The sequence below is a fragment of the Streptomyces hyaluromycini genome (assembly GCF_002217755.1).
GTDB lineage: Bacteria > Actinomycetota > Actinomycetes > Streptomycetales > Streptomycetaceae > Streptomyces > Streptomyces hyaluromycini.
In genome coordinates this window covers 407,428-433,011 of the sequence record NZ_BCFL01000019.1, presented here as the reverse complement: position 1 = coordinate 433,011, position 25,584 = coordinate 407,428, and the positions used below count along the sequence as shown (strand labels likewise).

Here is a 25,584-nt window from a genome sequence, read left to right as displayed (position 1 = left end):
CGTCATGCCCCCACCGCGGTGTACCGGCGGACACCGGACCGCCAGACGGCCATGGCGCCGGCCGTGAGGACCACGCACCACCCGGCTTGCAGCGCGACTGCGGTTCCGGAACCGGACAGCATCCCCGCGGCGATTCCCGCGGGGAGTCCGAGCATCGCGTGGAAGGGCAGGAGGGCGGCGGCGGTCTGCCAGCTGCCGGGGAGGTCCCCCAGCGGCGCGGCTATTCCGCCGAACACGAACACCAGGATGTTGCCGAACCCGACGATCGCGTGCACGCGTTCGGTCCAGAACGCCGTGAGCGCGAGCAGCCACGTCCACAGGAACCGCAGCAGCGCGGCCAGCACGAGCGACGGCAGCGCGAGCAGCACGGCCTGCCACCGGTAGGACGCGCCGGTGACGAGCGCGACCGTCACGGTGAGCGGCAGCCCGAACAGGCCTAGCCACAGCCGGATTGCGAGGTTGGCGCCCGCCGGTCCGAGCACCACGGGCTGCGGTTCCAGCAGTTGGTGGCCGACCGTGCCGTCGTAGACCGACTCGGCGAAGGTGTAGTCCTCGAACGATGCCGTCAGCAGGTGCACCGCCGTCAGCGCCACGAAGTACCGCACGATCACTTCGTCGCCGGGCAGGACCGCCGACCACACGACGAGTCCGATGAGCGGCCCGACCGCGTAGTTCACGACCAGCGACACGGTGAACCACCAGGTGCCGGCCCATTCCAGGAACTGGTTGCGCACCGCCAGTGCGATCAGCCGCGAGGTCCTCACAGGCCCTCCCGGTACACGCGGTCCAGCACGGTCTCCAGCGATGGTTCTTCCACCGCCAGGTCGATCACGTCCAGTGTGGTGAGCAGGTGGGCCGTGACCCGGGCGATGTCGTCGCGGGGCACTCGCAGCTCCCAGGACACCCCGTGGGTGGCGACGGCCTCCGCGACGCCCTCGAAATTCTCCTTCGTCGCCGCGGGAGCGCTGATGCGGAGCAGTTTGTACGGTGACAGCTGCGCCGAGAGCCGTTCGAGCGGCCCGTCGTACTGGACCCGGCCGTGGTCGACGAGGATGAGCCGCCGGCACAGTGACTCGACGTCCGCCATGTAGTGGCTGGTGAGCACGACGGTGGCGCCGCTCTGTCCGGTGTACTCCGCGAGGAAGCGGCGGACGGCGGTGGCCGCGGACACGTCCAGGCCGAGCGTGGGCTCGTCGAGGAACAGCACTTTCGGCCGGTACAGCAGGGAGAGCGCTAGCCCCGCCCGCATCTTCTGCCCGAGACTGAGGGCGCGCAGCTGCCGGTGGAGCAACGGCCCCAGGCCCAGCAGCCCGATCAGCTCGTCGAGCCCGGCGTGGTAGTCGGTGTCGGGGATGCCATAGAGCACTCGTTGGTACTGCAGGGAATCCAGTACCGTCAGTTCCTGTGCCCCGCCCGTCGGCCGACTGCCGCGGACCAGGGCGATCTGCTTGAGGAACGGGGTCCGGCGCTGCCACGGCGTGAACCCCAGCACGTCGACCGAGCCGGCCGTGGGGTGCAGCAGTCCGGACATCAGCTTCATCGCGGTGGTCTTGCCCGCGCCGTTAGGCCCGAGCAGGCCGACCACCTGACCGTGCGGGATCTCGAAGGACAGGTCTCGTACGGCCTGGACCTCCCGGTACCGCCGGTGCACCAGCGAGCGGAACGCGGCCTTCAGTCCTGCTTCCCGGACCGGGACCCGGTAGGTCATCGACAGGCCGTCGACGGACACTGCGTTCACGGCCACAGTTCGCCGACCGGAAGGGTGGCGAACAGTGTGTCCCAGGCCCGGTCGTCTCCCTGCCAGCGGCCTTCGAGCAACGGGATCTCGCGGTACACGACACCCGGCGGCAGCTTGTCGAGGTCTTCGGGGGCCGCCCTGCGCAGCCAGAGGATCGCGAAGTCGTGTCCGGGGTGGCGATCGCGCAGGGTGGTGTGCAGTCGTTCGAGGTCGGCGGCGGTCTCGACGCCGTTGGCGTCCTGCCGGACGTAGAGCACGCGCGCGGGTGAGGCGACCAGTTCCCGCCAGCGGCCGGCGAGGAACTCCATCTTCTCGCGTACGGCGGCCAGTTGTTCCTCGACATCGGCGAGCGTGAGCTCGGCGCCTGGCCGGGCGTGGAACTCGTGGTAGAACTCGATGCCGGCGTCGAGGTCCATCGCCCCCTGCCCGTCAGTGGTCAATGCCATACGGCCGGGTTCGAGCAGTCCCTGGAAGTCGTTGTCGAAAGCCTGCTGTACGTATATGAGGTCGATTTCGAGCCAGTCGAAGAAGTGCGCGGTCTCCTGACCCGTGATGCGCCGGATCTGGTAGGTGGACTCACAGTGCTGGCCCAGTCCCACGCACAGGTCGAACAGTGCTGCCATGGTTTCTCCTTTCGCGCGCTACCGGACCGCCACTCGGCGTTCGAACGAGCGGAGCATCACGGGCGTTTCGAGGGCTTCGAGGTCGAGGCCGCCCGGGCGGATCCTCTTGCTGTCCAGGGCCAGTGCGCTGACGCGGCCGGAGCCGCACCAGCCCTCGGGCTCGCTCGAGGCGATCGGGTCCCGGTATGCCTCGTCGACCGGGACGATGTCCCAGCCGGCTTCCCGGAACGCGCGGGCGGCGTCGGCGACGAACAGCGTGTTGAGGTCGTTCTCGTGGAGCAGCACCACGTGGACGGGCGAGCGGCCGATCGCGGCCACGGCGAGCTGGTCATAGAACTCGGCGGGCTCCAAGAGGGATTCCACGTAGAAGTCGCGGAGAGCTGCGCGGTCGTAGGGGCGGCCCGCGCAGACGGTCTCGGCCACCAGGGCGTCGAGATACCAGTCCAGGGTCAGGACGGTGACGTACGCGTTGCGCAGACCCCGTTCGGCCAGGGCTTTGCGGACCGCCGTTCGCTTGTGCGGGTCGGCGTCGCCTTCGTCGAGGAACGGGAACCGGAACCACGGCCGGGCGCCTTCGCGGTCCACGAACCAGTCGGCGGCCCGGTCGACGTCCGCGAGGAAGTCCTCGACCGACGTCTCCTCCAGGCGGGGATGGCGGTAGCCGTGGCTGCCCAGTACGTGCCCGGCAGCCGTGTAGGCCCTGATCCGGTCCTCGCCGCCGACGCCGCGGGGCTCCTGGAGATCGCCGACCACCACGAAGAAGCCCGCCTGTTCGACTCCCGCGTCGGCCAGCTGCCCGACCAGGGTGGCCGTGCGTTCGTCGGGGGTGAAGAAGACACCGGGGTCGTGCGGGGTGTCGTCGAAGGTGAAGGCCACGCGTTTGTCAGTCGGCATTGAGGGCTCCTTCCGGGGAGATCGGCTGCGCCTGCACGTCACCGCTGCGGTCGAGCTTGTCCCAGCCGCCGGGCCGGCCGGTGAGGATCCGGGCCCACGCGATCCACGTCGCCAGGGAGCCCACGAGCGGGACGACCACGGCGGACCGGACGCTGTTACGCACCTCGGCCAGCCCGGCCGCCGCCCGACCGGCGGCGTCGAGCGAGCGCGCGAACTGGCGTGACACCACGAAGTGGCCGTAGTTCACCGCAAGGGTGAGCACGCACGCCGCCACCACCCACGTCACGGTTTCCGGACCCCGCGCGAGGAGCGTCACGGCCGAGAGCGGCAGCAGCAGCGCGCTCGGCAGCCAGACCAGCGGCAGGATCGAGTTGTTCCACAGCAGGTACAGCCACAGCGCCGCCGCGAGACCCCCGCGGCGCAGGGCCGGGCCCGCAACGCGCAGCAGCACCTGCGTCTTGCCGGTTGCCCAGCGGACGCGCTGGCGGCGCAGCCCTGCCATCGTGTCCGGTGCCTCCGTCAGCACGGTCGCCGACGCCTCGTGGGTCGTACGGTGACCGTCGAGCAGCAGCGCCAACGTGAGGTGCGCGTCCTCGGCCAGCGTGCCCTCGGGGTAGCCCCCGGCTTCGGCCACGGCGCTGCGGCGGAAGGCACCGATCGCCCCGGGGATCACGGTGATCCGCCGCACGTGCGCGAACGCCCGGCGCTCGATGTTGTTCGCGGACTCGTACTCGCGTACCTGCGCGGCGTAGACGAATTCCTGCTGCGGGTGGCGGTTGCCGACGATCATCTGTCCGGACACGGCGGCCACGCGCGGGTCGGTGAAGTGGGCGAGCAGCCGGGCGAGGGTGTCGGGCAACACCTGGGTGTCGGCGTCCACGGAGGCGAAGAACTCCGTGCTGACGGCCGTGAGGGCGTGGTTGAGGGCGGCCGCCTTGCCGCGGTTGTCCTGGCCGAGCACGAGCAGCACGTCGCCGTGTCGCTGCTGTGCCTCGTCCATCACCTTGGGCGTGCTGTCGGTCGAACCGTCGTCGACGCAGATCACGCGGTCGAGCTCGACTCCCCGGGAGGCGAGGATGGAGTCGAGGGTCTTGCTCAGCACTTTCTCCTCGTTGAAACACGGCACGATCACCGACACGCGCCGCCGGGGCTCTTTTTGCGGGCCGCTCACGGGTCTGCTCGCGACAGCCAGCAGGACGAACCCCTGGAGAGAGGAGAAGACTGACAACGCCGTGAGTACCACGAACAGAATGGAAACGGACATGGCGTTCACACCGCGCCGATGTCGTCCGGCGTGAACTCGACGTCGGAGAAGGCCCGCAGGTAGGCGGTGATGGAGGTGCCGGCCTCGTCGGTGGGCCGTGAGCAGTTGTCCAGGTACGCCAGCACGCCGTACGGTCCGCAGAGGTGCGCAGCGCCGAGCAACGATGCCGGCGACGGCTCGGCCGAACTCCAGAGGTCGCGGCCGGACTTCGCGAAGTGGCGGTTGACGATCCTGGCGTTGTGGCGCAGCGCGCGGCGCAGTACGGCGAGCTGGTTGTCATGGCGGCGGAGGTCGGCGAAGGAGTGGATGCCGTCGCGGCCGGTGAACGTGCCGCGCCACTCGTTGACGTCCGTGCCCACTCGGGGACCGCCGATGCCCTCGTCGTGGTGGACGTGGCTCGTTGTGCCGCCGCGCCAGGTGCTCTCCGGCAGCGCCGGGGCGTAGTACGACGGAAGTTCGGCCTCTTCGCCGTCGAGGACGACGGTGTCGCGCACCGGGCGGTAGTACTGCAGGTCGGTGAGCAGCGCCTCGCCGAACTGGAATCCGACGAAGCCCCACGGGTTGACCACCGCCGCCTGGACAGCCGTGATGCCGACCGTGTCGCGCTCAGCGAAGAGGTCCGCGACCCCGGTGCGTGCGAGGAACTCGGCGATCGTGACGCGTTCGGTGACCGGGGCGCCGGTGGCGGGATCGCGCACGAGCCGGCCAGGGCGTTCGACGCGCCAGTAGTCCATGACCGGCTCGCTGAGATTGTCCGTGTACCAGCGGAGGTTCCGGGAGTCGATCCTGGATTCGAGGTCGAGCAGGCGACGGCTGAACGCGGACATCATGCGGAGGCCTTTGCCGACCGGAGGCGTTCGCTGGCGAACACCACGTTGTACTGCTCTTCGGTCTGGGTGTCGCGGGCGACGGGTTCGAGGCCGTGGCCGCGCAGTTCGGCGACGACGTCCTCGGCGAGCCATTGGTCCTGCCAGAACGGCGTCTCCTCGACTTCGACCTTCAGCAGGTCGCATCGGCCGAGAAACTCCCGGCCCCCGGCCAGGACCTGTTCCGTGGCGCCTTCGACGTCCAGCCACAGGGCGAACGGTCCTGCGCGGTCGGCGAATTCGTGGTCCAGCGTCGTCGCGGCCACGGTGACTTCTTCGTATTCGACGTCGCCGAGCCAGTCGCCGCCTGCCCTGCGCAGCAGGGAGTTGTAGCCCTCGACACGGTCGTCGGCGAGGCTGGCGCTGTCGGTGATCACGAGGAAAGTGGCCTCACCGGGCAGGCTCGACAGTGCCTGATGCCGGTAGTCCACGTGGTGGGCGGCGAAGTCCGTACCGGCGGCGAACTTCCGGTGCACGTACGGGTTCGCCTCGAACGCGACCACCGCGCAGTCGGGGACTGCGGCGGCGACCGCCAGTGAGGTCTGTGCCTCGTGGGCTCCCGCTTCGACGAAGACCCGGGGCCTCAGCAGGGCAATCTGTTCGAGGAACAGCCGGTCTAACTCCTCGCTCGTGCCGGCTTTCCGAATTTCCCTCTGTTGTGGATGAAAAACCACTTCAAGTAATTCCCTTCCACGATCTCGACCACCCTTCAAGTAATTCACGCGCGGCACTCGGCGATCAAGGGCGACGAGGACTATGACCGGATCCAGCCATACAGGGATGTCCGATCGGGCAACGAATCCGAAAGGCCGCGCCAACGGCACGTATCTCGATGCCTTTCGCCCTTGCCCTGCTATCTAACTGTAAGAGGCGTAACTGTCGCCATCGAGACAGAAATGTGACAGGCCATTGCCAAAAGCCGTCAATGCGTGGCTCATGAGATCCCGATCGCCTCGCTGGGGGGACCGAACACGCAAGCGGCCGGTACTTGGGTTGCGGCAGGAATCCCCGCTGCCCGTGGGTGCGTTCGACGATGTCGACGTCGCGCCCAGGCCGAGGCCGTGTGCGACGACCTGGTTCTTGAAGCCCCGGTCGAAGTCCGACGGCGAGCGCATCGACGCGGTGAGTCCGGAGCTGCTCGACGAGATCCACGCGGACAAGGCACTCATGAACCGCTTCGGGTCTGCTGGAGGCTCGATTCCCTAAGAGGATCGAGTCATGGCACGTCCGTCCCCTACCCTGCTGAACTTCGTGAACGTGCGTACTCATGGTCGCGGAGGTCCGCCCGAACTACCCGACCGATTGGGCCGCGATGAAGGCGGTGGCTGCGAAGCCGGGCATCGGAGCGGCGGAGACGGTGCGGACCTGGGTCCGCAAAGCACAGGTGGACACCCTGCTCGCGGCAGTGGCCGCCGAGACACACGCCAAGCAGTCACTCGACTCGTAGAGGCCGTCCAGCTCGTCTCCCAGCGTCAGATCGTTGTAGCGGACACGCGGCACCGCGGCCGAACTCTACGGACCTGTTGCGAAAGCGATCACCGGGCGATCCCTCCATCAGGATGACCCCGCGCTCTACACAGACCTCGGATCGCTCGCTGGCACCCGGAACAAGATGGCCCACCTGGCTACCGGAAGGCGATGGCTGAGACGTCGTCGGCCTGGGGGTCCAGCCACAGCGGTGGTTCGGTCATCACCCCGAAGGTGCCGTACTGCGCGGCGTAGTCGGTGCTGCAGAGCATCGGCCCGCCCGTGAGATTCGCCGGGACGTGGAAGACGCCGGGTGCCAGGAGCGTGGCCGGCTCCTCGGGAATCCCGTGGTCCACCGGGATGCCGGTGGTGGCGCTGGTGCGGGCGAGTCCGTCCCGCAGCGACGGGCTGGGGTCGGTGGCATAGCAGTACAGGCCGCCGACCTCGCCGTTGTGCAGTGAGACGAGCAGTTCGGGGCGGAGGGTGTCGATCACGGTCATGACGGCCCGGCTCTCCGGGGTGGCGGGCAGCCCCGGGTCGGGGAGGTCGGCTCGGTGAAAGGTCCACTCGAACTGTTCGTCGAAGGGCGAGCGGTAGATCCCCGTGGCGTATGTCTCGCGCGTGTAGGGGCCCCGGAACCATGCCGCGTTCAGTGCCGCGCCGTCCGGGTCGGCGCACGGCACGATGTGCCAGGTCAGGCCGAGCGAGGACCGCAGTGCGGCGTTCTTCGCCAGTATCCCGGCGAGTCGGAGGGCGGCGACGGCGCCGACCGGCTCGTTGGGATGGGGCATCCCGACGACCAGAGCGTGCCGGCCGCCGTCCCCGACCGTGAGCATCCGCAGCGGGCGGCCTTCGCGCGAGGTGCCGATGGTCTCCAACGCGGTCACGCCGGGGAACGTCCGCCGGAGTTCCCGGACGGCCCGGCCGCACTCCTCGGGGTCGGGAACGCCCGGGCCGGCGTCACCGACGCGAGGACGGTCTTGAGATCGTCCACTACCGGCCGCCGACGGTCGCCAGCCACGGCGAGTACAGGACCGAGGGAAAGGCCGCCGTCGCCCCACCGAGGCGCTTGTTGATCTCCTTCGCCTCGCACGTCTGGGAGGACTACACCTACCGGGCCAAGAACGACCGCAAAACGGTCAAACGCATCAACGAGCTGATCGACGACACGCATCGACTCGCGTACAGGCCAACCGACGGCGATTTGATCGCCGTTCAGGCGCAATACCACTACCGATTCAGGACAGTCAGCAGCCGAAATCCGCTGGCGGCCCCGTCAGAACGCGAAGTCGCGAGGCTCCCCGCGCAGCGTGATCCAGCGGAGTTCGGTGAATTCCTCCGCCGTGAAGCCCGTGCCGAAGCGGCCCCAGCCGCTCTCCTTCATACCGCCGAAGGGCATGTTCGGCTCATCGTTGACCGGTTGGTCGTTGACATGCACTATCCCCGCCTCAAGACGGCGGGCGATGTCCAGTCCACGATGGGCGTCGCTGGTCAGGACACCTGCGGTCAGCCCGTAGCGGGAGGCGTTCGCGCGCTCCACCGCATGGTCGGCGTCGTCGACCGTCTCCAGGATCACGACCGGCCCGAAGGTCTCGTCGAAGGCGAGTTCGGCGTCTTCGGGAACGTCGGCCAGGACGGTGGGCAGGTAACACGGCGGCTCGGCCGTGCCCCCGGTCAGGAGACGAGCGCCCATCGAGACGGCCTCCTCGACGCGGCGGTCCAACAGGGACAGCGCCCATTTGTTGATCACCGGTCCGATCACGGTGCGTGGATCGTGCGGATCGCCGACGGGCAGCGCCGCCGCCTTCTCGGTGAAGAGCCGGGTGAACTCCTCCGCGATGGCTCGCTCGACGTAGATGCGGCGGGCGCACATGCACACCTGCCCCTGTTGCACGAACGCTCCGTAGATCGCGGCGTCGACCGCGTAGGCCAGGTCGGCGTCGGCGAGGACGAGGAGCGGGTTCTGGCCGCTGAGCTGGAGGACGATGCGCTTGAGGTGGCGGCCGGCCGTCTCGGCGAGACGGCGGCCGGTGGGCGTGGAGCCGGTGAAGTTGACGCGGCGCACAGCGGGATGGGAGAGGAGCGCGTCTGCTACGGCGCCGGCGTCGCCGGGGGCATGGGTGATCACGTTGAGAACACCCGGCGGGAGTCCGGCCTCGGCGAAGATCTCGGCCCAGAGCGTGCCGCCGGTGAGGGGAGATTCCTCGGACGGCTTGAGGACGACCGTGTTACCGACTGCGATCGGGCCGATGATGCTGCGACCGGACAGCGCCAGGGAGGCGTTCCACGGGGCGATGGCCGCGACGACTCCGACCGGTTGGCGGACGGCGAGCGCCCGGGTGCCGGGGATGTCCGAGGGCAGCACCTGTCCGACAGGGGAGTAGGGGAGTCCGGCGGCCTGGCGGAGCAACGAGACGCTGAAGTCCAGCTGGACCGTCGAGTAGTGGCGGCCGCACCCCGTCTCCCTCGTCAGCAGGCCGATGACCTCCTCGCGACGGCGGTCGAGGATGTCGCCCGCGCGCAGCAGGACCCGCTGCCGCTCGGCCGGCAGCGAGCCGGCCCACCCGGCGAAGGCTGCCTGGGCGGCGTCCACCGCCCGGCGGGCGTCCTCGGCGTCGCCCGCGGCGACCGTCGCCATGACGGATCCGGTCCAGGGGTCGTGGTCGGGGTAGGTTCCTCCGCCCAGCGGCTCGGTCCACTCGCCGCCGATGTGGTGGCGCACCGTGACCGGGAGATCCGGTCTGCCTGCGTCCGTCGCCGTGGAGTCAGGAACGTTCACCTGGTCAAGTCTCCCTCGCTGACGACTGGGGACGGGCCCCCCGCCGCCGCAGATGGTAACCGACAGGCAGCAACTGGACATGCAGCCGGTCGTTCAGCAGACTCCACAGCCCGCGCGGGAGGAAGAGGGCGAAGGCTACGGCGGCCAGGCCGAGCGCGATGAGGTACCAGGTTCCCTGGTCGGCGAAGAAGTACTGCACGGCGAAGAAGAGGACGGCGCCGATGATCGGTCCCTCGAAGGTGCCGATGCCGCCGACCAGCACCATGAAGATCATGTACGCCGACCACTGCACCCCGAAGATCGACTGAGGCTGGATGAACAGAGTGTTGGCCAGGGTGAGAGCGCCCGCGGCACCGCATCCGAAGCCGGCGAGGACGAACAGCACGAGCTTGAGTGGCCTGACCCGCACGCCGAGCGAGGCTGCGGCGTCCTCGTCGTCGCGGATCGCCTGCAGAGCCGCTCCGGTGCGGTGCCGCAGCAGGAGGAACAACAGGACGAGCAGAAGGACGGCGAAGGCGAGGGTGAGCCAGTAGGTGAAGGCGCGGCGCACTTCGGGGGCGTAACCGCTCAGCCCCTGGAGGGAGACACCGGTTCCGCCTCCGAGGCTCTGGTCGAGCATGACGAACAGGGCGATCGCCTCGGCGACGACCCAGGTGCCCACGGCGAACTGGCCGCCGCGCAGCCGCAGGACGATCAGGGAGAGGACCGCCGCGAGCACGGCGGAAGCCAGGGATGCCAGTACTACGGCGAAGTACGGCTGTATGCCGCGCTGGGTGAGGTAGATCGTGCCGTACGCGCCGAACCCGATGAACGTCTGCTGGCCGACCGAGACGAGCCCGGCGTACCCGGCCAGGGCGTTCCACATGACAGCGAGGATGAGAAAGATCAGCAGGCTGGTGAGCTGCTGGACGACGTTCGCGCTGAGGACCTGGGGAACGGCGAACAGGGCGATCGCGACGAGGACGAGGGCACTGGAACCGATGCGGGACGCCAGGCCGGCGCGCTGGACGGACCATGCGCCGGGCGGGGCGGGGGCGGCTGTTGTGGTCATGCGTGGGCTCTCCGGGCGGCGATGAGACGGCCGCGGGGGCCGGCCAGGATGACGAGGAAGACCAGGTGTCCGGCGAGGATCGAGTACTGCGGGTCGATCTGGGCGCCGAGGGTCTGGGCGATGCCGAGGACGACGCCGCCGGTGAGCGTGCCCCACAGGGATCCCAGGCCGCCGATGACGACCGCTTCGAAGGCGAAGATGAGCTGGGTCGGGCCGCTGGATGCGTCGAAGGTGGAGTGGACGGCCAGGAAGGTCCCGGCCAGGGCGGCGACCGCGACGGCGATCGCGGCGGCGCGGGCGTAGACGGACGCCGCCGGTACGCCCACGAGCGCCGCAGTATCCGGGTCCTGGGCGGTGGCGCGCATCTCGCGGCCGAATCCGGTGCGTTGCAGCAGGAACTGGAGTGTGCCCAGAACCGCGACGGCGACGCCGAGGATCAGCACGCCGAGGTAGGGAACGGACAGTTGGTCGGTGATCCTCCAGCTGCCGGTCGACAGCGAGCCCACGGACGGACCCAGGGAGCGCACGTCCGGGGAGAAGATCTGCAGCAGGGCGTTCTGGAGGACGATGGCGAGTCCGAAGGTCGTCAGCAGAGGGGTGAGTTCCCCGCCGCGCAGGCTGCGGGCCAGCACGGTGCGCTGGAGCGCGTAGCCGAGGGCGAGCATCACCGGGAGCACCGCGAGCAGGGCCAGGAACGGTGACACGTCGGCCTGGGTGGAGACCCACCAGACCCCGTACGCGCCGAGCACGGCGAGGTCGCCGTGGGCGAGGTTGATGATGCGCATGACACCGAACAGCAGGGACAGGCCGCAGGCGAAGAGGGCGTACAGGCCGCCGAGGAAGAGGCCCTGGACGATGGCGTTGATCCAGCTCATGTCCGCTCCGGAGTGGGGTGGGCCGCCGGTGTGTCGACCGCGGCGGAGGTCGTGCTGACACGGCCGAGGCCGAAGTAGGCGTCGGTGACCTGGTCGCGGGTGACCTCGCCGACGGGGGCTTCGAGGACGACGCGGCCCTCGAGCATGCAGACCACCCTGTCCGCCACCGACATCGCGCGGCTGAGGTCCTGCTCGACCAGGACGACGGTGGCGCCGTCGGCGATGAGTGCCGTGAGCGACTCGTAGACGGAGTCGACGGCGACCGGTGCGAGGCCGAGCGAGACCTCGTCGACCAGCAGCAGCCTGGGGTTGGTCATCAGGGCGCGGCCGATGGAGGTGGCCTGCTGCTGGCCGCCGGACAGGCTGCCCGCCCGCTTGTGGCGGATCGGTCGCAGGAGGGGGAAGGCGTCCAGGACTGTGTCGACGCTCCATGGTCCGGGCCTGGCGCGTCGGCCGGCGACGAGCAGGTTCTCCTCGACGGTGAGGTCGGAGAAGAGCTTGCGGCCTTCGGGGACGAGGGCCAGACCACGCGCCACGCGTCGGTACGCCACCAGGCCGGTGATGTCGTCTCCGTCGAAAGTGACGGTTCCTCCGGCGGCCGGATGGGCCCCGGCAAGGGTACGCAACAAGGTTGATTTTCCCGCCCCGTTGGCGCCCACCAGGGCGACGGCCTCACCGTCGGACACCGTCAGCGACAGGTCCCGTACCGCCGGGAGGAGTCCGTGACGGGCGTCGAGGTGGGAGACGTGCAGCAGGTCAGCCATGGCTGCCCCTTCCCAGGTAGGCGTCGACGACATGCGCGTCGCGCAGGACGGCCTGCGGCTCGCCCTCGGCGAGCACCCGTCCAGCGTCCATGCACACCAGGCGGTCGATGACCTGCACCAGCACGTGGACGATGTGCTCGATCCACACGATGCTGATGCCGAGGGTCCGCAACTGCTGGATGGTGCCGACGAGTTCGGCGGCCTCGGCGTCGGTGAGGCCGCCGCCGATCTCGTCGAGGAGCAGGACGCGCGGGTCGGTCGCCAGGGAGCGGGCGAGTTCGAGCCGTTTGCGGTGCAGCAGGCCGAGGCTCTCGGCGCGCCGGTTGGCGAGATCGATCAGACCGCAGCGTTCCAGAACCTCGATGCACCGCTGGTGGGTGGCGCGCCGTGACAGCCGGGTGCCGTAGGAGGCGCCGACCAGGACGTTCTCCAGGACGGTCATCCCGCCGAAGGGGCGCGGGATCTGGAACGCCCGGCCGATCCCCTGACGGCATCGCAACTCCGGTCGCATCGACGTGACGTCGTGGCCGTCGAGGCGGATGGTGCCCCGGTCCGGTGTCACCGATCCGGCCAGGGCGTTCAACAGCGTGGTCTTCCCCGCGCCGTTGGGGCCCACGATGCCGACCGCCTCGCCGGCGCCGACACGGAAGTCGACGCCGTCCAGGACGCGCAGGTCACCGTAGTTCAGGGTCAGGCCGGCCCCGACGAGGACGTGCTGGAGGTCCTCCGTCCTCGTGGCGTCCGCTGCCGGGGTGCTCACGGCGCTCATGAGGTGTAGGGGCGCAGTCGCGCGGCGACGGGGACATTGGGGTCGCTGGAGTTCTCGCACAGGACGAAATCCAGCTTGTACGGACTGCCCTTGGCCGCCTGCACCCACTGGCCACCGAGGATGGGGGTGGCGACGACGTTGGCGTTGGGGCCCTTGCCCCACTGGAGCCTGCCGACCGGGGTCTGCACGTCGAGACCGGCGATCGCCTTGGCGACGGCACTCTTGTCCTTGGGGTCGGTGGCGGCCTGGAGCGCGGCCGCGGCGGCGTCGAACAGGGCGAGGCTGGGGCCGAGTTGCTGGGTCCACTGCTTGCCGGACGACTTCTGGTAGCCGACGGCCAGGTCCTTGGACGAGATCTTGGTGAGGGAGGAGTTGTAGGGGAAGGTCGGGGTCCAGTAGGCGCCGCCCGCGATGCCGATGCCTATGGAGCCCAGCGCCTCGACCTGAGAGGGGAACAGGCCCGTCTTGGCGACCTGCACGATCTTGGGCTTGTAGCCCTGCTGCGCCGCCTGCCGCCAGAAGGTGGCGAAGTCGGAGGGGATGGGGAAGGTGTTGAAGATTTCGCAGTTCTCGGACTTGAACCTGGCGATCTGCGACGAGTAGTCGTTGGTGCCGTCGGTGTAGGCGCCGGGATCGACGACGTCGTAGCCGTCCTTCTTCAGCAGGGGTCCGAGTGCCTCTCGGATGGCATTGCCGTCGGAGTCGTTGGGCCACATGACGCCCGTCTTCTTGTTCGTCTTCACCTGCGGCCACAGATGTGTGTAGGCCTGGTGGAACTGCTCGACGCCGAAGCAGAAGTGGAAGGTGTACCGGTAGGCCTGCTTCTGGGTCGGCTTGGCTCCCCGGCCGAAGTACCAGGCCTCCCAGGGGACGACGGTGGAGATGCACGGGACGCCGGCGGCCTCGCACGCGTCGGAGACCGGGTTGACCGTCTCCGGCGTCGACGTGGTGAGCATCAGGTCGATGCCCTCGGCGTTGATCAGGTCGTTGGCCACCTGGGATGCGCGCTGCGGATTGGACTGACCGTCCTTGTCGATGATCTTGACCTGGTACTTCTTGCCGCCGACGGTCAGGCCGTCGGCGAAAGCCTTACGGGCGAGGCTGAGCACGTACGCGTCCGGCTCGCCGAAACCGGCCGCGGCGCCGGTGCGCGGGCTGACGAACCCGATCTTCAGCGTGGCCGCTGCGCTGCTGCTTCCGCTGTCGCCGCCGCCGACCTTGCAGGCGGCGAGCAGCGGACTCGCCAGGGCGAGTCCAGACACACCGAGTCCCGCCGTACGCAGAATCTGGCGTCTGCTGGGCTCGGGAGATGGTTCGGACATAGGAGACTTAGGCATGTTTGCCCTCCTGATGAGCCAAAGGTGAGGGGAACGTAGGAGCGGCTGTCACGAAAGTCAACGCAGCGTTCTAATAACTGAAACAACCGGCGCTACTATGCGACATGACCTCACGGACACCGCCGTCGGCATCCGACGAGCCCACGAACCCCCTCGCAGCCGGCGCCGATGACGACGAAACGGCGCCGCCCAAGACAGCCGCCGCGGGGTTCTCCCAGTCCCTGGAACGCGGACTGCTGATCCTCTCGTCGTTCAGTGAGACCTGTCCCGTACTGGGCATTTCCGACCTGGGGCGTGCGGTCGGCCTCAACCGCAGCACCACCTACCGGTACGTGGCGACACTCGCCAAACTCGGCTATCTGCAACAGGATCCGGACTCCCGGAAGTACTCCCTCGGGCCCAGGGTCGTCGATCTGGGCTTCGCGGCGATCAACTCCATGGAGATCACCCGCGTCGCCGGGCCGTTCCTGCAGGCCCTGTCGGACGAGACCGGTTACACCGTGAGCATGGCCGTGCTCGACGGTCCGGACATCGTGTACGTCGACCGGCGGCGCAGCGGTCGCGCGAGCACCTTCGCCATGGGCCTCCACCTGCACGTCGGCTCCCGACTTCCGGCCTACTGCACCTCGATGGGCAAGGTTCTGCTGGCGCACCAGGATCCGGCCGTGCTGCGCAACCTGGTCGATCGCACGGACCTCGCCCGGCGGGGGCCGAAGACGATCACCGCACGGGAGCAGCTCATGGTGGCGCTGGCTCGGGTCCGGCGTACCGGGTTCGCGCTCAACGACGAGGAACTCGCCCCCGGGCTGCGGTCGCTGGCCGCGCCGGTGCAGGACCGGTCCGGCGCCGTCGTGGCCGCGGTCAACATCGCGGTGCACCTCACGGTATGGAACGCGTCGGTGGAATCCGTCATGTCACGCCTCGAAGCCCCCTTGCGGCGCGCCACGACGGAGATCTCCACCCGACTCGGTCATCGGCCGCAGGCCTGATGCCAAGCCGTCTCGGCGATATTGTTTGAATAATTGAAACACTAGTCCCCGCATACGGAACAGTGGGGACTCATCTCATTGACACCGGCTCCGGACGGGCACAGACTCACGCCGCCATACTTCTATGGACGCTACTTCACCAGGCGAACAGAGTCGTTCCCTGTGTCCGGGAGGCCGCCATGCGTATACAAGCCGCCGTGTTCGACAAGCAGGACGGCCCGTTCCAGCTCCAGGACGTCGAGCTGGACGAGCCGGGAACGGGCGAGGCCCTCGTGCGGATCGCGGCCACCGGCATCTGCCACACCGACGGCCTGGCGCGGCACGGTGATCTCCCTTTCCCGGCTCCCGGTGTGCTCGGACACGAAGGCGCCGGTGTCGTGGCCGCGGTGGGATCCGGTGTTACGTCGGTACGGGAGGGCGACCACGTCGTCATCGGCTGGCCCTGGTGCGGCGAGTGCCGCAACTGTCTTGCCGGTGAGCCCCGTTACTGTGCCCGGCTCGGGGAACTCCTCGTCGGCGGAGTCCGGCCGGGGACCGGGGCCTCGGCCCTGCGCCGACTGAACGGGGGTGCCCTCCACGGACACTTCTTCGGCCAGTCGTCGTTCGCCACGCACTCCCTGACGCGGGCCAACAGCCTGGTGAGGGTCCCGCACGACGTCCCGCTCGACCTGCTGGGCCCCCTGGCCTGCGGGCTGTCCACCGGAGCGGGCGCCGTGCTGAACACGCTGCGCCCCCAGACCGGCTCCAGCCTCGTGATCTACGGCACCGGCTCGGTGGGACTGGCCGCCGTCATGGCCGCCCGCAACAGCGGCGCGACCACGATCATCGCGGTCGACCGGCACACCTCACGGCTGGAGCTGGCCGCGGAACTCGGCGCCACGCACACCGTGCACGCCGCCGACACGGACCCCGTGACCGCCGTGCACGACATCTGCGACGGGCCCGCCGACAACGCCCTGGAGTGCACCGGCATCATCTCCGTCGTACGCCAGGCCGCCGACTCGGTCGGCATGCTCGGCACCTGCGCACTCATCGGCGGTGCCCCGGCGGGAGCCGAGTTCACCCTCGACCACCTGACCACCCTGTGGGGCAAACGCGTCGTCGGCGTCCTCGGCGGCGGCGGTCGCAGTACCCAACTCATCGGCGCGCTCATCGAGTTGTACCGCCAGGGCCGCTTCCCCATGGAACGCCTCGTCTCCTGGTTCGCCTTCGACCAGATCGAGCAGGCGCTGGAGGCGTCGTACGCGGGCGACGTCATCAAGCCGATCGTCCGCATGCCCGCCTGAGCCCCGCGCGCCCCGTGGCCCTGCCACGACTCCCCCGTACCGAAAGAAGCCCTTCATGTCTCTCACCCGTGAACTCCTCATCGGCGGCAAGGACGTGCCCGCCCGCTCCGGCCGCACCGCCGAGGACATCAACCCCTACACCGGCGAGGTCTACGCGACCGTCGCCGCGGCCGGGCCGGAGGACGTGACCCGTGCCGTGGACGCCGCCGACGCCGCGTTCGCCGACTGGGCCACGGTCACGCCCTTCGCGCGTCGTGCGATCTTCCTCAGGGCCGCCGACCTGCTGGACTCACGCGCCGAGCAGGTGGCCGAGATCATGGCCCACGAGGCCGGCGGCACACGCCCCTGGGCGTTCTTCAACGTGGCGCTTGCGGCGAACACCCTACGAGAGGCGGCCGCCGCGATCACCGCTCCGCGCGGTGAGGTGCTCAGCGCCCAGGAGGAAGGCGCGCTGGGCCTGGCCGTACGGGAACCGCTGGGCGTGGTCGCGGCGTTCGCGCCGTGGAACGCTCCGGTCATCCTCGGTGTCCGGGCCGTGGCGGCACCCCTTGCGGCCGGCAACACGGTCGTCGTCAAGCCCAGCGAGGATGCGCCGATCGCCTGCGGACTGCTCGTCGCGGACGTGCTGCGGGAGGCGGGACTGCCCGACGGGGTACTCAACGTGGTCACCAACGCCAGCGAGGACGCGGCGGAGATCGCCGAGGTGCTGATAGCCGATCCCCGGGTGCGTGCCGTGAACTTCACCGGCTCCACCGGGGTCGGCCGGATCATCGGCACCCACGCGGCGAAGCACCTCAAGCCGGCCGTACTCGAGCTGGGCGGCAAGAACGCGGTGATCGTTCTGGACGACGCGGACGTGGACTACGCCGTCGACGCCGTCACCTTCAGCGTGTTCATGAACTCCGGGCAGATCTGCATGTCCGGCGACCGCGTCCTCGTACACGAGTCGCTGGCCGAGGAGTTCACACGGAAGTTCACCTCCAAGGTCGCCTCCCTCCAGGCCGGGGACCCCGTCCATCCGCGCACCGTGGTGGGCCCGCTGGTCACCGCCTCCGCGGCACAGCGCGTCGCCGCTCTGGTGGAGGACGCGGTCGCCAAGGGCGCCACCGTGCTGACGGGCGGCGGACGACCGGAGGGCGCGGTGCACGCGGCCACCGTGCTCACCGGCGTTCCCAAGGACGCGGACCTGCACTACGCGGAGGCCTTCGGACCGGTCTGCGTCATCGAGACGTTCGGCGACGACGACACCGCCGTGGCCGTCGCCAACGACACCGACAATGGTCTGACCTGCGGCATCATCACCGAGAACGCCACCCACGGGCTGAGCGTCGCCCGTCGTGTCCGGACGGGTATCGTGCACATCAACGACCAGTCCGTGGCCGACGAGCCCCACGCGCCCTTCGGTGGCGTGAAGGCCTCCGGATACGGCCGGTTCGGCGGGCGGTGGGGCATCGAGGCGTTCTCCAACACCCGCTGGGTGACGATCGCGACCCAGCAGGCCCACTACCCCTTCTGATCGGTCCGCCCCGGGCACAGCACAGAACGCCCACACCTCCCTCAGTGCGGGCGTTGTGAGGTGCGGGCGTTGTGATGGTCCTGGCCGGTCAGACCTGCGGGTTGCCGTTGGCGCTCTGCTCCACGACCGCCTGCAGGGCGTCCCAGTGCTCGACGATCCGGCCGTGCCGGTCGAAGCGGAAAGTGTCCACCTCAACCGTGCCGCGGTCCTCGGCCGACGTCTTCGCCAAGCCCTGCACGACCACGAGGTTGCCCTGGGTCACGGTCCGCTTGAAGGTCAGCGAGGCGTCCGGGAACTGCTGGAGGTAGCCCGTGACACCGGTGACGAAGGCATCGCGGCCGTTGCCGAAGTTCGGGTTGTGCTGGATGTAGGTGCCGGCGCTGATGTACTTCTCGGCAGCCTTGCCCGGCCGGTGCTGGTTGAAGGCCTCGTTCAACAGGGCCACGGCGGCCTTCCGGTTGCGCAGTTCCTGGGCGGACAGCCGGCTCGACGCATGCGTCGGCGTGCTGTGCTCGGGCGTGGCCAACGCGGAGGGAACGATCACCGCGCCGGCCACGAGGGCGACGGCGGCTGCGGACAGGGAGATACGAAGGGAGCGGTTCATCAGCAAGATCACCTTTGCTTTTTCTGTACATCAACGTGTAGGCGACAGCTGTCGACGACGAGGGGATTTCCCGTGAGCGACAGTCTGAACTGTGTCAATGTTCCATCCGTGCAGGGGTGGCGGCGATGCCTGAACCGACACCCTGATGGTCAAAATGCGACTCACTCGCCGCCAGCCCCCGGATCCCCTTGCGGAAGTCGATCGGGGAACGGCCTGTGCGTTGCATCAAGTGCTTGCCGAACCGGGCGGGCGTGACGAAGCCGAGGTGGTCCGAGATCTGTGCCGCAGGTCTCGTCGCCGTGCGCCAGTACTCCGTGGCGAACTGAAGGTGGGACATGTCCCGGCGTTCAGCATCTGATGACGGTCGATCCCGACAGGCGGCTCCCCGACATCCGCCTGTGACCCCCGTCACGCGGACGTCATTCTCCAGCGGAATGCGTTTACGAAGTACACCACATTTCGCCAGCTGCCTGACCTGCGGACTTCGCGGGAGGTTATAGCGTCGACGAGCGAACAGCTGATGTCCGAGTCCGGCGCGGGCCGGATGGACTCGGCACCAGAGGGCGGGCTCGACGCACCAAAGGAGGTCGCCGAGCCCTCGCCGAAGGAGGCAGTCAAGGCCGCCCGGCCGGGCCTACGACACGGACGAGCTGCGGTGAGCCCGCGCGTCCGCTTCGTCGCGCTTCCCGTCTCAGATCCCGGGGTCGAGTTCCTGTTCGGCCCACACCGTTTTGCCGCCGCTCGTCAGGCACCTGGCTCCGTGGCGCCGGCAGAGCTGCGCGACGATGTAGAGACCGCGGCCGCCTTCGTCGCTGGTGCGTGCATGGCGCAGCCGGGGGAGCGTGTCGCTGGAGTCGGAGACTTCGCAGGTCAGGACCTGGTGCTGGATCAGGCGGAGGCGGATCGGACCGGTGGCGTGGCGGACGGCGTTGGTGACCAGTTCGCTGATGATCAACTGGGTGGACGCCTCCAGACGTTCCAGTCCCCACTGGGCCAGTCGCCGGGTGACCAGGGTGCGGGCATGGCGGACGACGGCCGGGTCGCTGGGCAGTTCCCAGCACGTGGTCTGTCTCGGGTTCAGCGCATGGGTCTGCGCGACGAGCAGGGTGACGTCGTCGCCCGGTGACTGGGTCGGCATGGTCGCGATCACCGAGGAGCAGAGGTCTTCCAGGGACCGGCCAGGGCATGCCAGGGCGCCGCCCAGGTGCTTCATGCCGGCGCCGATGTCGTGGTCGCGGTTCTCGATCAGGCCGTCGGTGTAGAGGGCGAGCCTGCTGCCCTCGGGCAGTTCCAGCTCGACGGCTTCGAAAGGGACCCCCAGCCCGACGCCGAGCGGCGTTCCGGAGGGCAGGTCGGGGAAGGCGACCCTGCCGTGCGGGTCGATGACCGCGGGCGGGGGGTGCCCGGCGCGTGCCATGGTGCACTTCCGGGTGACGGGGTCGTAGACGGCATACAGGCAGGTCGCACCGGTGATGCGGGTCGGGTCCTGGGAGTCGGCGTCCTCCTCGGCCAGCCGCCGGACCGTGTCGTCGAGGTGGGTCAGCAGCTCGTCGGGGGGCAGGTCGAGATCCGCGAGCGTGTGCACCACGGTGCGGAGCCGGCCCATGGTCGCCGCGGCGTTGATGCCGTGTCCCACCACATCGCCCACGACGAGCCCTGTCCGGGCGCCGGACAGGGGGATGACGTCGAACCAGTCGCCCCCGACGCCGTTGTCCGTGTCGGCCGGCAGATAGCGTGAGGCCGTCTCGATGGCCGTGCCCTCCCTCAGACGCTGCGGGAGCAGGTTGCGTTGCAGGGTGAGGGCCGCGCTGCGTTCACGTGCGTACCGGCGGGCGTTGTCCAGGGCGAGCGCCGTCCGGCTGACGAGTTCCTCGGCGAGGAGCAGGTCGTCCTCCTGGAACGGCGCGGGTTCCTCGGTGCGGATGAACACCGCCGTGCCCAGGAAGGTGTGCCGCGTACGGATCGGGACGACCAGCAGGGAGTGCATGCCGTTCTCGCGCATGGTCCGTGCCCGGTCGGGGTCGCGGTCGAACCAGGTGCCCGGGGAGCAGTCCAGAACCGGTTCCAGATGGGAACGGCCGGAGGAGAGGACCTTCGTGAGGGGCGAGTCGGGCGGCACGGCGACCAGCTCACCGCGGGCCCACGGGGACTCGGGGACCCCGTGGTGGATCGAGGCGATGCCCGCGCGCCGGAGAATGCGGCGGTGGTCGTCCGACGGGCCGATGCGGGCGAAGGGTGCTTCGCCGAACTGGATCGACTCGGCCAGGTCGACGTTGACGTAGTCGGCCAGCAGGGGCACGGCGAGGTCCGCCAGCTCCTGGCCGATCTGCATCACGTCCAGGCTGTTCCCTGTCCGCGTGCTGGCCTCGCTGAGGATGGCCAGACGCTCGCGCGCCCGCTGGCTGCCGGTGACGTCCACACTCGTGCAGCACACCCCCATGGCCCGGCCGTCGGCGCCCTGCAGGCAGAAGTACGAGGCCGCGATCGCGTGCTCGCGGCGCGGATCCGCCGGCGGCCACGCCCGGTACTCGTGGACGGTGGTGATGCCGCTGTCCAGGACCTGTCGCATCACCCCCTCCAGCCTTTCGGCTTCGATGCCGGGCAGCGTCTCCGGGAGACGGCGTCCCAGCCGCTGGTCGCGGGGAATGCCGTCCTGCCGCTCCATCGCGTCGTTGGTCCAGGCACAGCGCAGGTCCCGGTCGTGAACCACGACGCCGATCGGTGTACGGGTGAGAAGTGAGTCCCGTACCCATCCGGTGGTCGCCACCGGGGAGAGCGAGGCGATGTCGGTGCCGGAGATGAGCCAGTGGATTTCCCGGTCCTGCCCCCACAGCAGTGAGAACCGCAGGCTTGCCTTGAGGGTGTGGCCGTCGCGGTGCCGGACGGTCGCGGTGCCGGACCAGCCGCCCCGGGCAAGGCACTCCTCGGTCGACGCCCACTCCAGGAGTGTCCGGCAGGTGACGGGCAGGATCGTGGAGACGGCCCGGCCGACCACTTCCGTGGCCGGGTAACCGACAAGCCGCTGCGCCGTACTCGTCCATCCCACCACCGTCCCCTCGGCGTCGGTCATCGCGATGGCGGCGTCGGGCGTCTCCTGAGGATCCAGTCGCTCGCAGAGGCTGCCTTGGAACATCTCGGTCACCGGATTTCTCCCCTCACGTGGATTTCCAGGAATCGGGCCGGAGACGGCAGGGCGACCGTTTTCGCACCGGCCGGCGGCCGGGGCGCCGCCGCTCCTCGCCGTCCGGGAGGATCGGGGCCGTGCCGTCCGGATCGCGACAGTAAGAACGAGAGTAAGAGCGGGAAACGGGAGAGGTGCCGGACGTAAATCACCATCTTCTGGTTGCGGCTTGTGACATAGAAACAAACCGATCACCGCCGTAGCCTTTGGGGCATGGGCATGGAGCGTCCGGAACCTGCACGGGAACTGTCCGTGAGTGCGGCAAACATAGAGTCACGCCTCATGGAGATCTCTCACGACGTATGGGAACACCTGCTCATTGAAATCCCGCAGGTCAGAGGGGACGACGCCGTCGAGAGAATCCTACTGGCGAGCGTCCAGGAAAATGTCGCCACTTTGCTGCACATCTTCGAGAACGACATCCCTCTGGAAAATCTTGAGGGGCTTTCCGCGGCCAATGAGCATGCCAGGAGACTGGCTCAGCGGGATATCTCTGTCAGCGCATTGATCCGGGCCTACAGGATCGGGCACTGGCGATTCCTGCAATGGTGCCTGGACGAGCTTTCCCGCCAGGGCGCCGACGACGTCGTCTCCGCCACCGTCAACCGGCGCATGCTGAAAGTGAGCTTCGGTTACATCGACAGCATCACCGAGCATGTCATCGAGGTGTACCGCCTGGAGAGAGAACGCTGGCTGCTGAGCCGGCACGCCATACGTGCCGCGCGTGTGCGGTGCATCCTGGCCGAGGAGGAAGCCGAGGAGGAAGTGGACCTCGACTCGGCGGAGTCCGCTCTCGGCTACCGCCTGCGACAGCATCACCTCGGGCTGGTGGCCTGGCTGCCGGGGCCGGCCGGTGACGGCGCCGGGCTGGTCCGGCTCGACCGGCTCACCCACAGGATCGCAAAGGAACTCGACTGTCCCGCCAGTCCGCTGTTCATACCCCGGGACGAAGGACTGGCCTGGGTCTGGCTGCCCTTCGGCTCACACAGCGAGGTCTCCTGGGAACAGTTGTCCGGTGTGGTCGAGAGCGGCGAGACCTCCGTGCAGGTGTGCGCCGGAAGCGTGCAGCGCGGGATCGAGGGGTTCCGCAGCACGAACAGGGAGGCACTACGCGCACAGGAGCTTGCCACGGCGGCGAGTCCCGGCCGTCGGTTCACCGCGTACTCCCAGGTCGCTCCGGTCGCGTTGATGTGCAGGAACCTCCCGGATCTGCGCACCTGGGTGGGGAGCGTCCTCGGGCCGCTGGCCGTCGACGACGAGCCGAGCGCACAGATGCGGCAGACCCTGCACGACTTCCTTGCGACCGGATGCAACTACACCGCTACGGCAAGCAACGAGATCCTGCACAAGAACACCGTGCACTACCGCATCCGCAAGGCCGAGAGGATCATGGGCCACTCGGTCCGGGCAGGACATACCGATCTTGAGGTCGCCCTGCTCGCCGTCAAGTACCTGGGCTCCACGGTCATGCAGCCGTCCGGGGACGACACGAAGGCGCGCCGGCCCGGCGGGAGTCCTCGGCATCGCCGCTGAGGGCGTCGCGTTCGGCGGTCCCGCAGCGAGGTCGTGCGGGCGTGGGCGCCGTCAGGTGCGTCGGATGACCAGCACGGCCACGTCGTCGAGGTGGTCCACCGCGACCGCGGCGTCGAGGATGCGGTCGGCGGTCTCCTCGGCGTTCAGTCCGTCGTGGAGGGCCGTGCCGGCCAGTGTGCCGGCTCGCTCCAGCCCGGCGTCCAGCGTGAGGCCCGGTCCTTCGACCACGCCGTCGGTGACCATGACCAGCGCGCTGTCCTCGTCCAGGGTGAAGGTCTCCTCGCGGTACTCGGTGTCGGGCACGACTCCCAGGACCGGGCCGCCCGCCAGCTCGCGGATGCTGTGGCTGCCGTCCTTGTGCGCGCACAGCAACGGCACGTGGCCGGCGCTGGTGCCGGTGACCTGTCCGTTGTCCGGGTCGATGTGCAGCAGGGTGCAGCTGGCGAACCGTGTCGCGTCCATCGTGACGAGCAGGTCGTTGGTGCGCGTCAGCACGGTTGCGGGATCCGGTTCGTGGGCGGCGATCGTGCGCATGGAGGCGCGTACCTGTCCCATGGCCGCGGCGGCGCCCACGTCGTGCCCCTGGGCGTCGCCGATCTCCAGGGCGATCGCGCCGTCGGGCATCACGAAGACGTCGTACCAGTCTCCGCCGATGTCCAGCCCGTCCCGGCTGGGCCGGTAGCGGGCGGAGACCTCCAGCCCCGGGAGGTGCTCGGGCAGCGTGGGGAGCATGGTCCGCTGCAGTGCCGTGGCCAGCTCGACCCGTGCCTGCTGCAGCCTGATGCGCCGCAGTGCCTGGCCGGCCAGGTCGGCCAGCGTGCCCATGAGGGTCCGCTCGTCCAGGGACGGCCGGTATCCGCTGCCGTAGGTCACCAGCCACGCCCCGAGTGGCTGGTTGCCGGTCTCGCTGAGGGGGGTGATGGACACGGCGTAGTCGCGGCCGAGTCGGCCGAGCCGCGGGAAGTCGACCCCGTGCGGCCAGCGGCGGAGATAGTCCTGCCGGTCGACGATGAGCTGCGGCCTGCCGGTGCGGATCGCCTCGGGCAGGGCGCTCGGATGGTCCAGTGGCAGGCCGTGCAGGACGTCGACCTCCCACATGGCTATCCCGGCATCGGTGGAGACGCGCAGGCGGCCTTCGTCGACGAGTGCGAGCAGGGCGCCGGTGGCGCCGAAGGTCGCGGCGAGCCGGGTCAGGGCGACCTGCTGCAGCTCCTGCTCGGTGGCTGCGGTGATCAAGGCGGAGGAGAAGTCGGCGATGTCCTTGGCGCGCTGCCGCTCGGCCGTCAGTGCGGCCTGCGCCTTCTCCTTGCGCTTCGCCTGCTTGGTGTCGTCGCGGAGCATTCCGAAGATCCGCTCGGGGCCGCCGTATCCCAACTGGATCCGACGGGTCTGGGCGGCCAGTTGGTGCCAGCCGTCGTGCTCGGGGAGGTACCGCAGCTTCACCCAGGGGGACTGCCGGGCGGAGGCCGAGCGCAGGAGCTGCCGCAAGGCCTCCCGGTCGTCAGGGTGCACGGCCGAGATCACTGCGGAAAGCGGCGTGGCGGGATCCGGAAAGAGCGCTGCCAGGGCGGGTGCGCCACCGAGCCACTCCATCTGGTGGTCAAAGGGTGAGTACATCCACAGGCCGAGGCGGGCGGCCGTGGTGGCCAGCCGGAACGGGATCACCAGGCTGGCCAGGTCGTTTCGCGCATCCAGTGCGTGCACCCAGACCAACTGCCCGTCACCGGCGGGGTCCTTGACCGTGCGTGCCTCGATCAGGCAGGCGACGGGGGCTTCGCCCGGCCCGGGGAAGTCCAGCACCCGCATCGCGACCGTCTTCATCCTGGCGGCGTGGGCTACGAGGCTCTCGGCCGACATCCGCTGGTTTGCGGGCCACATATGCCCGAAGTCCCGTCCCAGGCACTGCTCCGCAGGCTTGCCCAGCGCCGTGGCCATCGCATCGTTGAGGCTCCGGATGACACCGTCCAGCGTCAGAAGAGCCGCCGGGTCAGCCCCTCGAAGGAGTTCGTCCGAGGCGTCCATCTGTGGCTCCCTGGCAGATACCGAAA

At 69.2% G+C, this 25,584-nt stretch carries 23 protein-coding genes and 2 pseudogenes; 7 read left to right on the top strand and 18 right to left on the bottom strand.

The features are described 5' to 3' along the window. Positions 1-2: 2 nt before the first annotated feature. From SSP29_RS19835 to SSP29_RS19805, 7 genes are read right to left on the bottom strand one after another with little or no spacing between them, the layout of a single operon-like run. Complete coding sequence (locus SSP29_RS19835; protein WP_089102030.1) at positions 3-764, bottom strand: ABC-2 family transporter protein; 762 nt, start codon at positions 762-764, stop codon at positions 3-5. Then, a complete protein-coding gene (locus SSP29_RS19830) occupies positions 761-1,738 on the bottom strand; it encodes an ABC transporter ATP-binding protein (protein WP_150134512.1) in 978 nt (325 codons plus the stop codon). The genes SSP29_RS19835 and SSP29_RS19830 overlap by 4 nt, the downstream gene beginning before the upstream one ends. Continuing rightward, positions 1,735-2,361 carry a DUF1796 family putative cysteine peptidase gene (locus SSP29_RS19825; protein WP_089102029.1) on the bottom strand — a complete coding sequence of 209 codons (627 nt, stop codon included), beginning with the start codon at positions 2,359-2,361 and terminating at the stop codon, positions 1,735-1,737. The genes SSP29_RS19830 and SSP29_RS19825 overlap by 4 nt, the downstream gene beginning before the upstream one ends. An 18-nt stretch (positions 2,362-2,379) precedes the next feature. Further along, on the bottom strand, positions 2,380-3,255 hold the full coding sequence (locus SSP29_RS19820) for a polysaccharide deacetylase family protein (protein ID WP_089102028.1): 876 nt from the start codon (positions 3,253-3,255) through the stop codon (positions 2,380-2,382). After that, positions 3,245-4,519, bottom strand: coding sequence for a glycosyltransferase family 2 protein (locus SSP29_RS19815; RefSeq protein ID WP_145968923.1), 1,275 nt, complete (start codon positions 4,517-4,519; stop codon positions 3,245-3,247). The genes SSP29_RS19820 and SSP29_RS19815 overlap by 11 nt, the downstream gene beginning before the upstream one ends. 5 nt (positions 4,520-4,524) lie before the next feature. After that, complete coding sequence (locus SSP29_RS19810) at positions 4,525-5,349, bottom strand: hypothetical protein (RefSeq protein ID WP_145968922.1); 825 nt, start codon at positions 5,347-5,349, stop codon at positions 4,525-4,527. Beyond that, positions 5,346-6,107 carry an FkbM family methyltransferase gene (locus SSP29_RS19805; RefSeq protein WP_167449958.1) on the bottom strand — a complete coding sequence of 254 codons (762 nt, stop codon included), beginning with the start codon at positions 6,105-6,107 and terminating at the stop codon, positions 5,346-5,348. Before SSP29_RS19805 ends, SSP29_RS19810 begins: the two co-directional genes overlap by 4 nt. A 295-nt stretch (positions 6,108-6,402) precedes the next feature. On the opposite strand from SSP29_RS19805, the gene SSP29_RS59340 reads away from it, so the two are divergent. Beyond that, positions 6,403-6,591, top strand: coding sequence for a hypothetical protein (locus SSP29_RS59340; protein WP_089102024.1), 189 nt, complete (start codon positions 6,403-6,405; stop codon positions 6,589-6,591). A gap of 29 nt (positions 6,592-6,620) precedes the next feature. After that, positions 6,621-6,775 (top strand): annotated as a pseudogene (locus SSP29_RS19795) (IS3-like element ISMyma3 family transposase); the annotation flags it as partial. Between the two features lie 235 nt (positions 6,776-7,010). On the opposite strand, the gene SSP29_RS19790 reads toward SSP29_RS19795, so the two are convergent. Then, a complete protein-coding gene (locus SSP29_RS19790) occupies positions 7,011-7,913 on the bottom strand; it encodes a M14 family zinc carboxypeptidase (protein ID WP_089102022.1) in 903 nt (300 codons plus the stop codon). Positions 7,914-7,921: 8 nt separating this feature from the next. Between SSP29_RS19790 and SSP29_RS55900 the strand changes: the two are divergent. After that, positions 7,922-8,086, top strand: a pseudogene (locus tag SSP29_RS55900) (type II toxin-antitoxin system YoeB family toxin); the annotation flags it as partial. 42 nt (positions 8,087-8,128) lie between these two features. Here SSP29_RS55900 and SSP29_RS19780 read toward each other — a convergent pair. Genes SSP29_RS19780 through SSP29_RS19755 form a run of 6 tightly spaced genes read right to left on the bottom strand, consistent with a single transcriptional unit; the run spans position 8,129 to position 14,352 of the window. Beyond that, on the bottom strand, positions 8,129-9,631 hold the full coding sequence (locus SSP29_RS19780; protein WP_218036912.1) for an aldehyde dehydrogenase family protein: 1,503 nt from the start codon (positions 9,629-9,631) through the stop codon (positions 8,129-8,131). A 4-nt stretch (positions 9,632-9,635) separates the two neighbouring features. Beyond that, positions 9,636-10,682: a branched-chain amino acid ABC transporter permease gene (locus tag SSP29_RS19775; RefSeq protein WP_089102020.1), complete on the bottom strand. Its 1,047-nt coding sequence runs from the start codon at positions 10,680-10,682 to the stop codon at positions 9,636-9,638. Continuing rightward, on the bottom strand, positions 10,679-11,557 hold the full coding sequence (locus SSP29_RS19770; protein WP_089102019.1) for a branched-chain amino acid ABC transporter permease: 879 nt from the start codon (positions 11,555-11,557) through the stop codon (positions 10,679-10,681). The genes SSP29_RS19775 and SSP29_RS19770 overlap by 4 nt, the downstream gene beginning before the upstream one ends. Further along, positions 11,554-12,321: an ABC transporter ATP-binding protein gene (locus SSP29_RS19765; RefSeq protein WP_089102018.1), complete on the bottom strand. Its 768-nt coding sequence runs from the start codon at positions 12,319-12,321 to the stop codon at positions 11,554-11,556. Before SSP29_RS19765 ends, SSP29_RS19770 begins: the two co-directional genes overlap by 4 nt. Next, positions 12,314-13,090 (bottom strand): ABC transporter ATP-binding protein, encoded by a 777-nt coding sequence (locus SSP29_RS19760; RefSeq protein ID WP_089102017.1) that lies wholly within the window; start codon positions 13,088-13,090, stop codon positions 12,314-12,316. Before SSP29_RS19760 ends, SSP29_RS19765 begins: the two co-directional genes overlap by 8 nt. Further along, complete coding sequence (locus SSP29_RS19755) at positions 13,087-14,352, bottom strand: ABC transporter substrate-binding protein (RefSeq protein WP_218036911.1); 1,266 nt, start codon at positions 14,350-14,352, stop codon at positions 13,087-13,089. The genes SSP29_RS19760 and SSP29_RS19755 overlap by 4 nt, the downstream gene beginning before the upstream one ends. A gap of 179 nt (positions 14,353-14,531) precedes the next feature. On the opposite strand from SSP29_RS19755, the gene SSP29_RS19750 reads away from it, so the two are divergent. The 3 genes from SSP29_RS19750 to SSP29_RS19740 all read left to right on the top strand — a co-directional run bounded on the left by SSP29_RS19750 (position 14,532) and on the right by SSP29_RS19740 (position 18,218). Next, on the top strand, positions 14,532-15,416 hold the full coding sequence (locus SSP29_RS19750; RefSeq protein ID WP_089102015.1) for an IclR family transcriptional regulator: 885 nt from the start codon (positions 14,532-14,534) through the stop codon (positions 15,414-15,416). A gap of 179 nt (positions 15,417-15,595) precedes the next feature. Beyond that, on the top strand, positions 15,596-16,702 hold the full coding sequence (locus SSP29_RS19745; RefSeq protein WP_089102014.1) for an NAD(P)-dependent alcohol dehydrogenase: 1,107 nt from the start codon (positions 15,596-15,598) through the stop codon (positions 16,700-16,702). Positions 16,703-16,757: 55 nt separating this feature from the next. After that, complete coding sequence (locus SSP29_RS19740) at positions 16,758-18,218, top strand: aldehyde dehydrogenase family protein (protein ID WP_089102013.1); 1,461 nt, start codon at positions 16,758-16,760, stop codon at positions 18,216-18,218. 88 nt (positions 18,219-18,306) lie between these two features. Here the strand turns inward: SSP29_RS19740 and SSP29_RS19735 are convergent, their stop codons facing one another. From SSP29_RS19735 to SSP29_RS19725, 3 genes are all read right to left on the bottom strand, one after another. Further along, positions 18,307-18,822 (bottom strand): nuclear transport factor 2 family protein, encoded by a 516-nt coding sequence (locus SSP29_RS19735; protein ID WP_089102012.1) that lies wholly within the window; start codon positions 18,820-18,822, stop codon positions 18,307-18,309. Between the two features lie 94 nt (positions 18,823-18,916). Continuing rightward, the gene (locus SSP29_RS59795) at positions 18,917-19,159 is read right to left on the bottom strand and encodes a helix-turn-helix domain-containing protein (RefSeq protein WP_089102011.1); all 243 of its coding nucleotides are present in this window, start codon (positions 19,157-19,159) and stop codon (positions 18,917-18,919) included. Positions 19,160-19,513: 354 nt separating this feature from the next. Beyond that, positions 19,514-21,955: a SpoIIE family protein phosphatase gene (locus tag SSP29_RS19725; protein ID WP_089102407.1), complete on the bottom strand. Its 2,442-nt coding sequence runs from the start codon at positions 21,953-21,955 to the stop codon at positions 19,514-19,516. Between the two features lie 261 nt (positions 21,956-22,216). On the opposite strand from SSP29_RS19725, the gene SSP29_RS19720 reads away from it, so the two are divergent. Then, complete coding sequence (locus tag SSP29_RS19720) at positions 22,217-23,536, top strand: PucR family transcriptional regulator (protein ID WP_089102010.1); 1,320 nt, start codon at positions 22,217-22,219, stop codon at positions 23,534-23,536. A 51-nt stretch (positions 23,537-23,587) separates the two neighbouring features. Here SSP29_RS19720 and SSP29_RS19715 read toward each other — a convergent pair whose 3' ends face one another. After that, the gene (locus SSP29_RS19715; protein WP_167449956.1) at positions 23,588-25,558 is read right to left on the bottom strand and encodes a SpoIIE family protein phosphatase; all 1,971 of its coding nucleotides are present in this window, start codon (positions 25,556-25,558) and stop codon (positions 23,588-23,590) included. Positions 25,559-25,584: the final 26 nt, after the last annotated feature.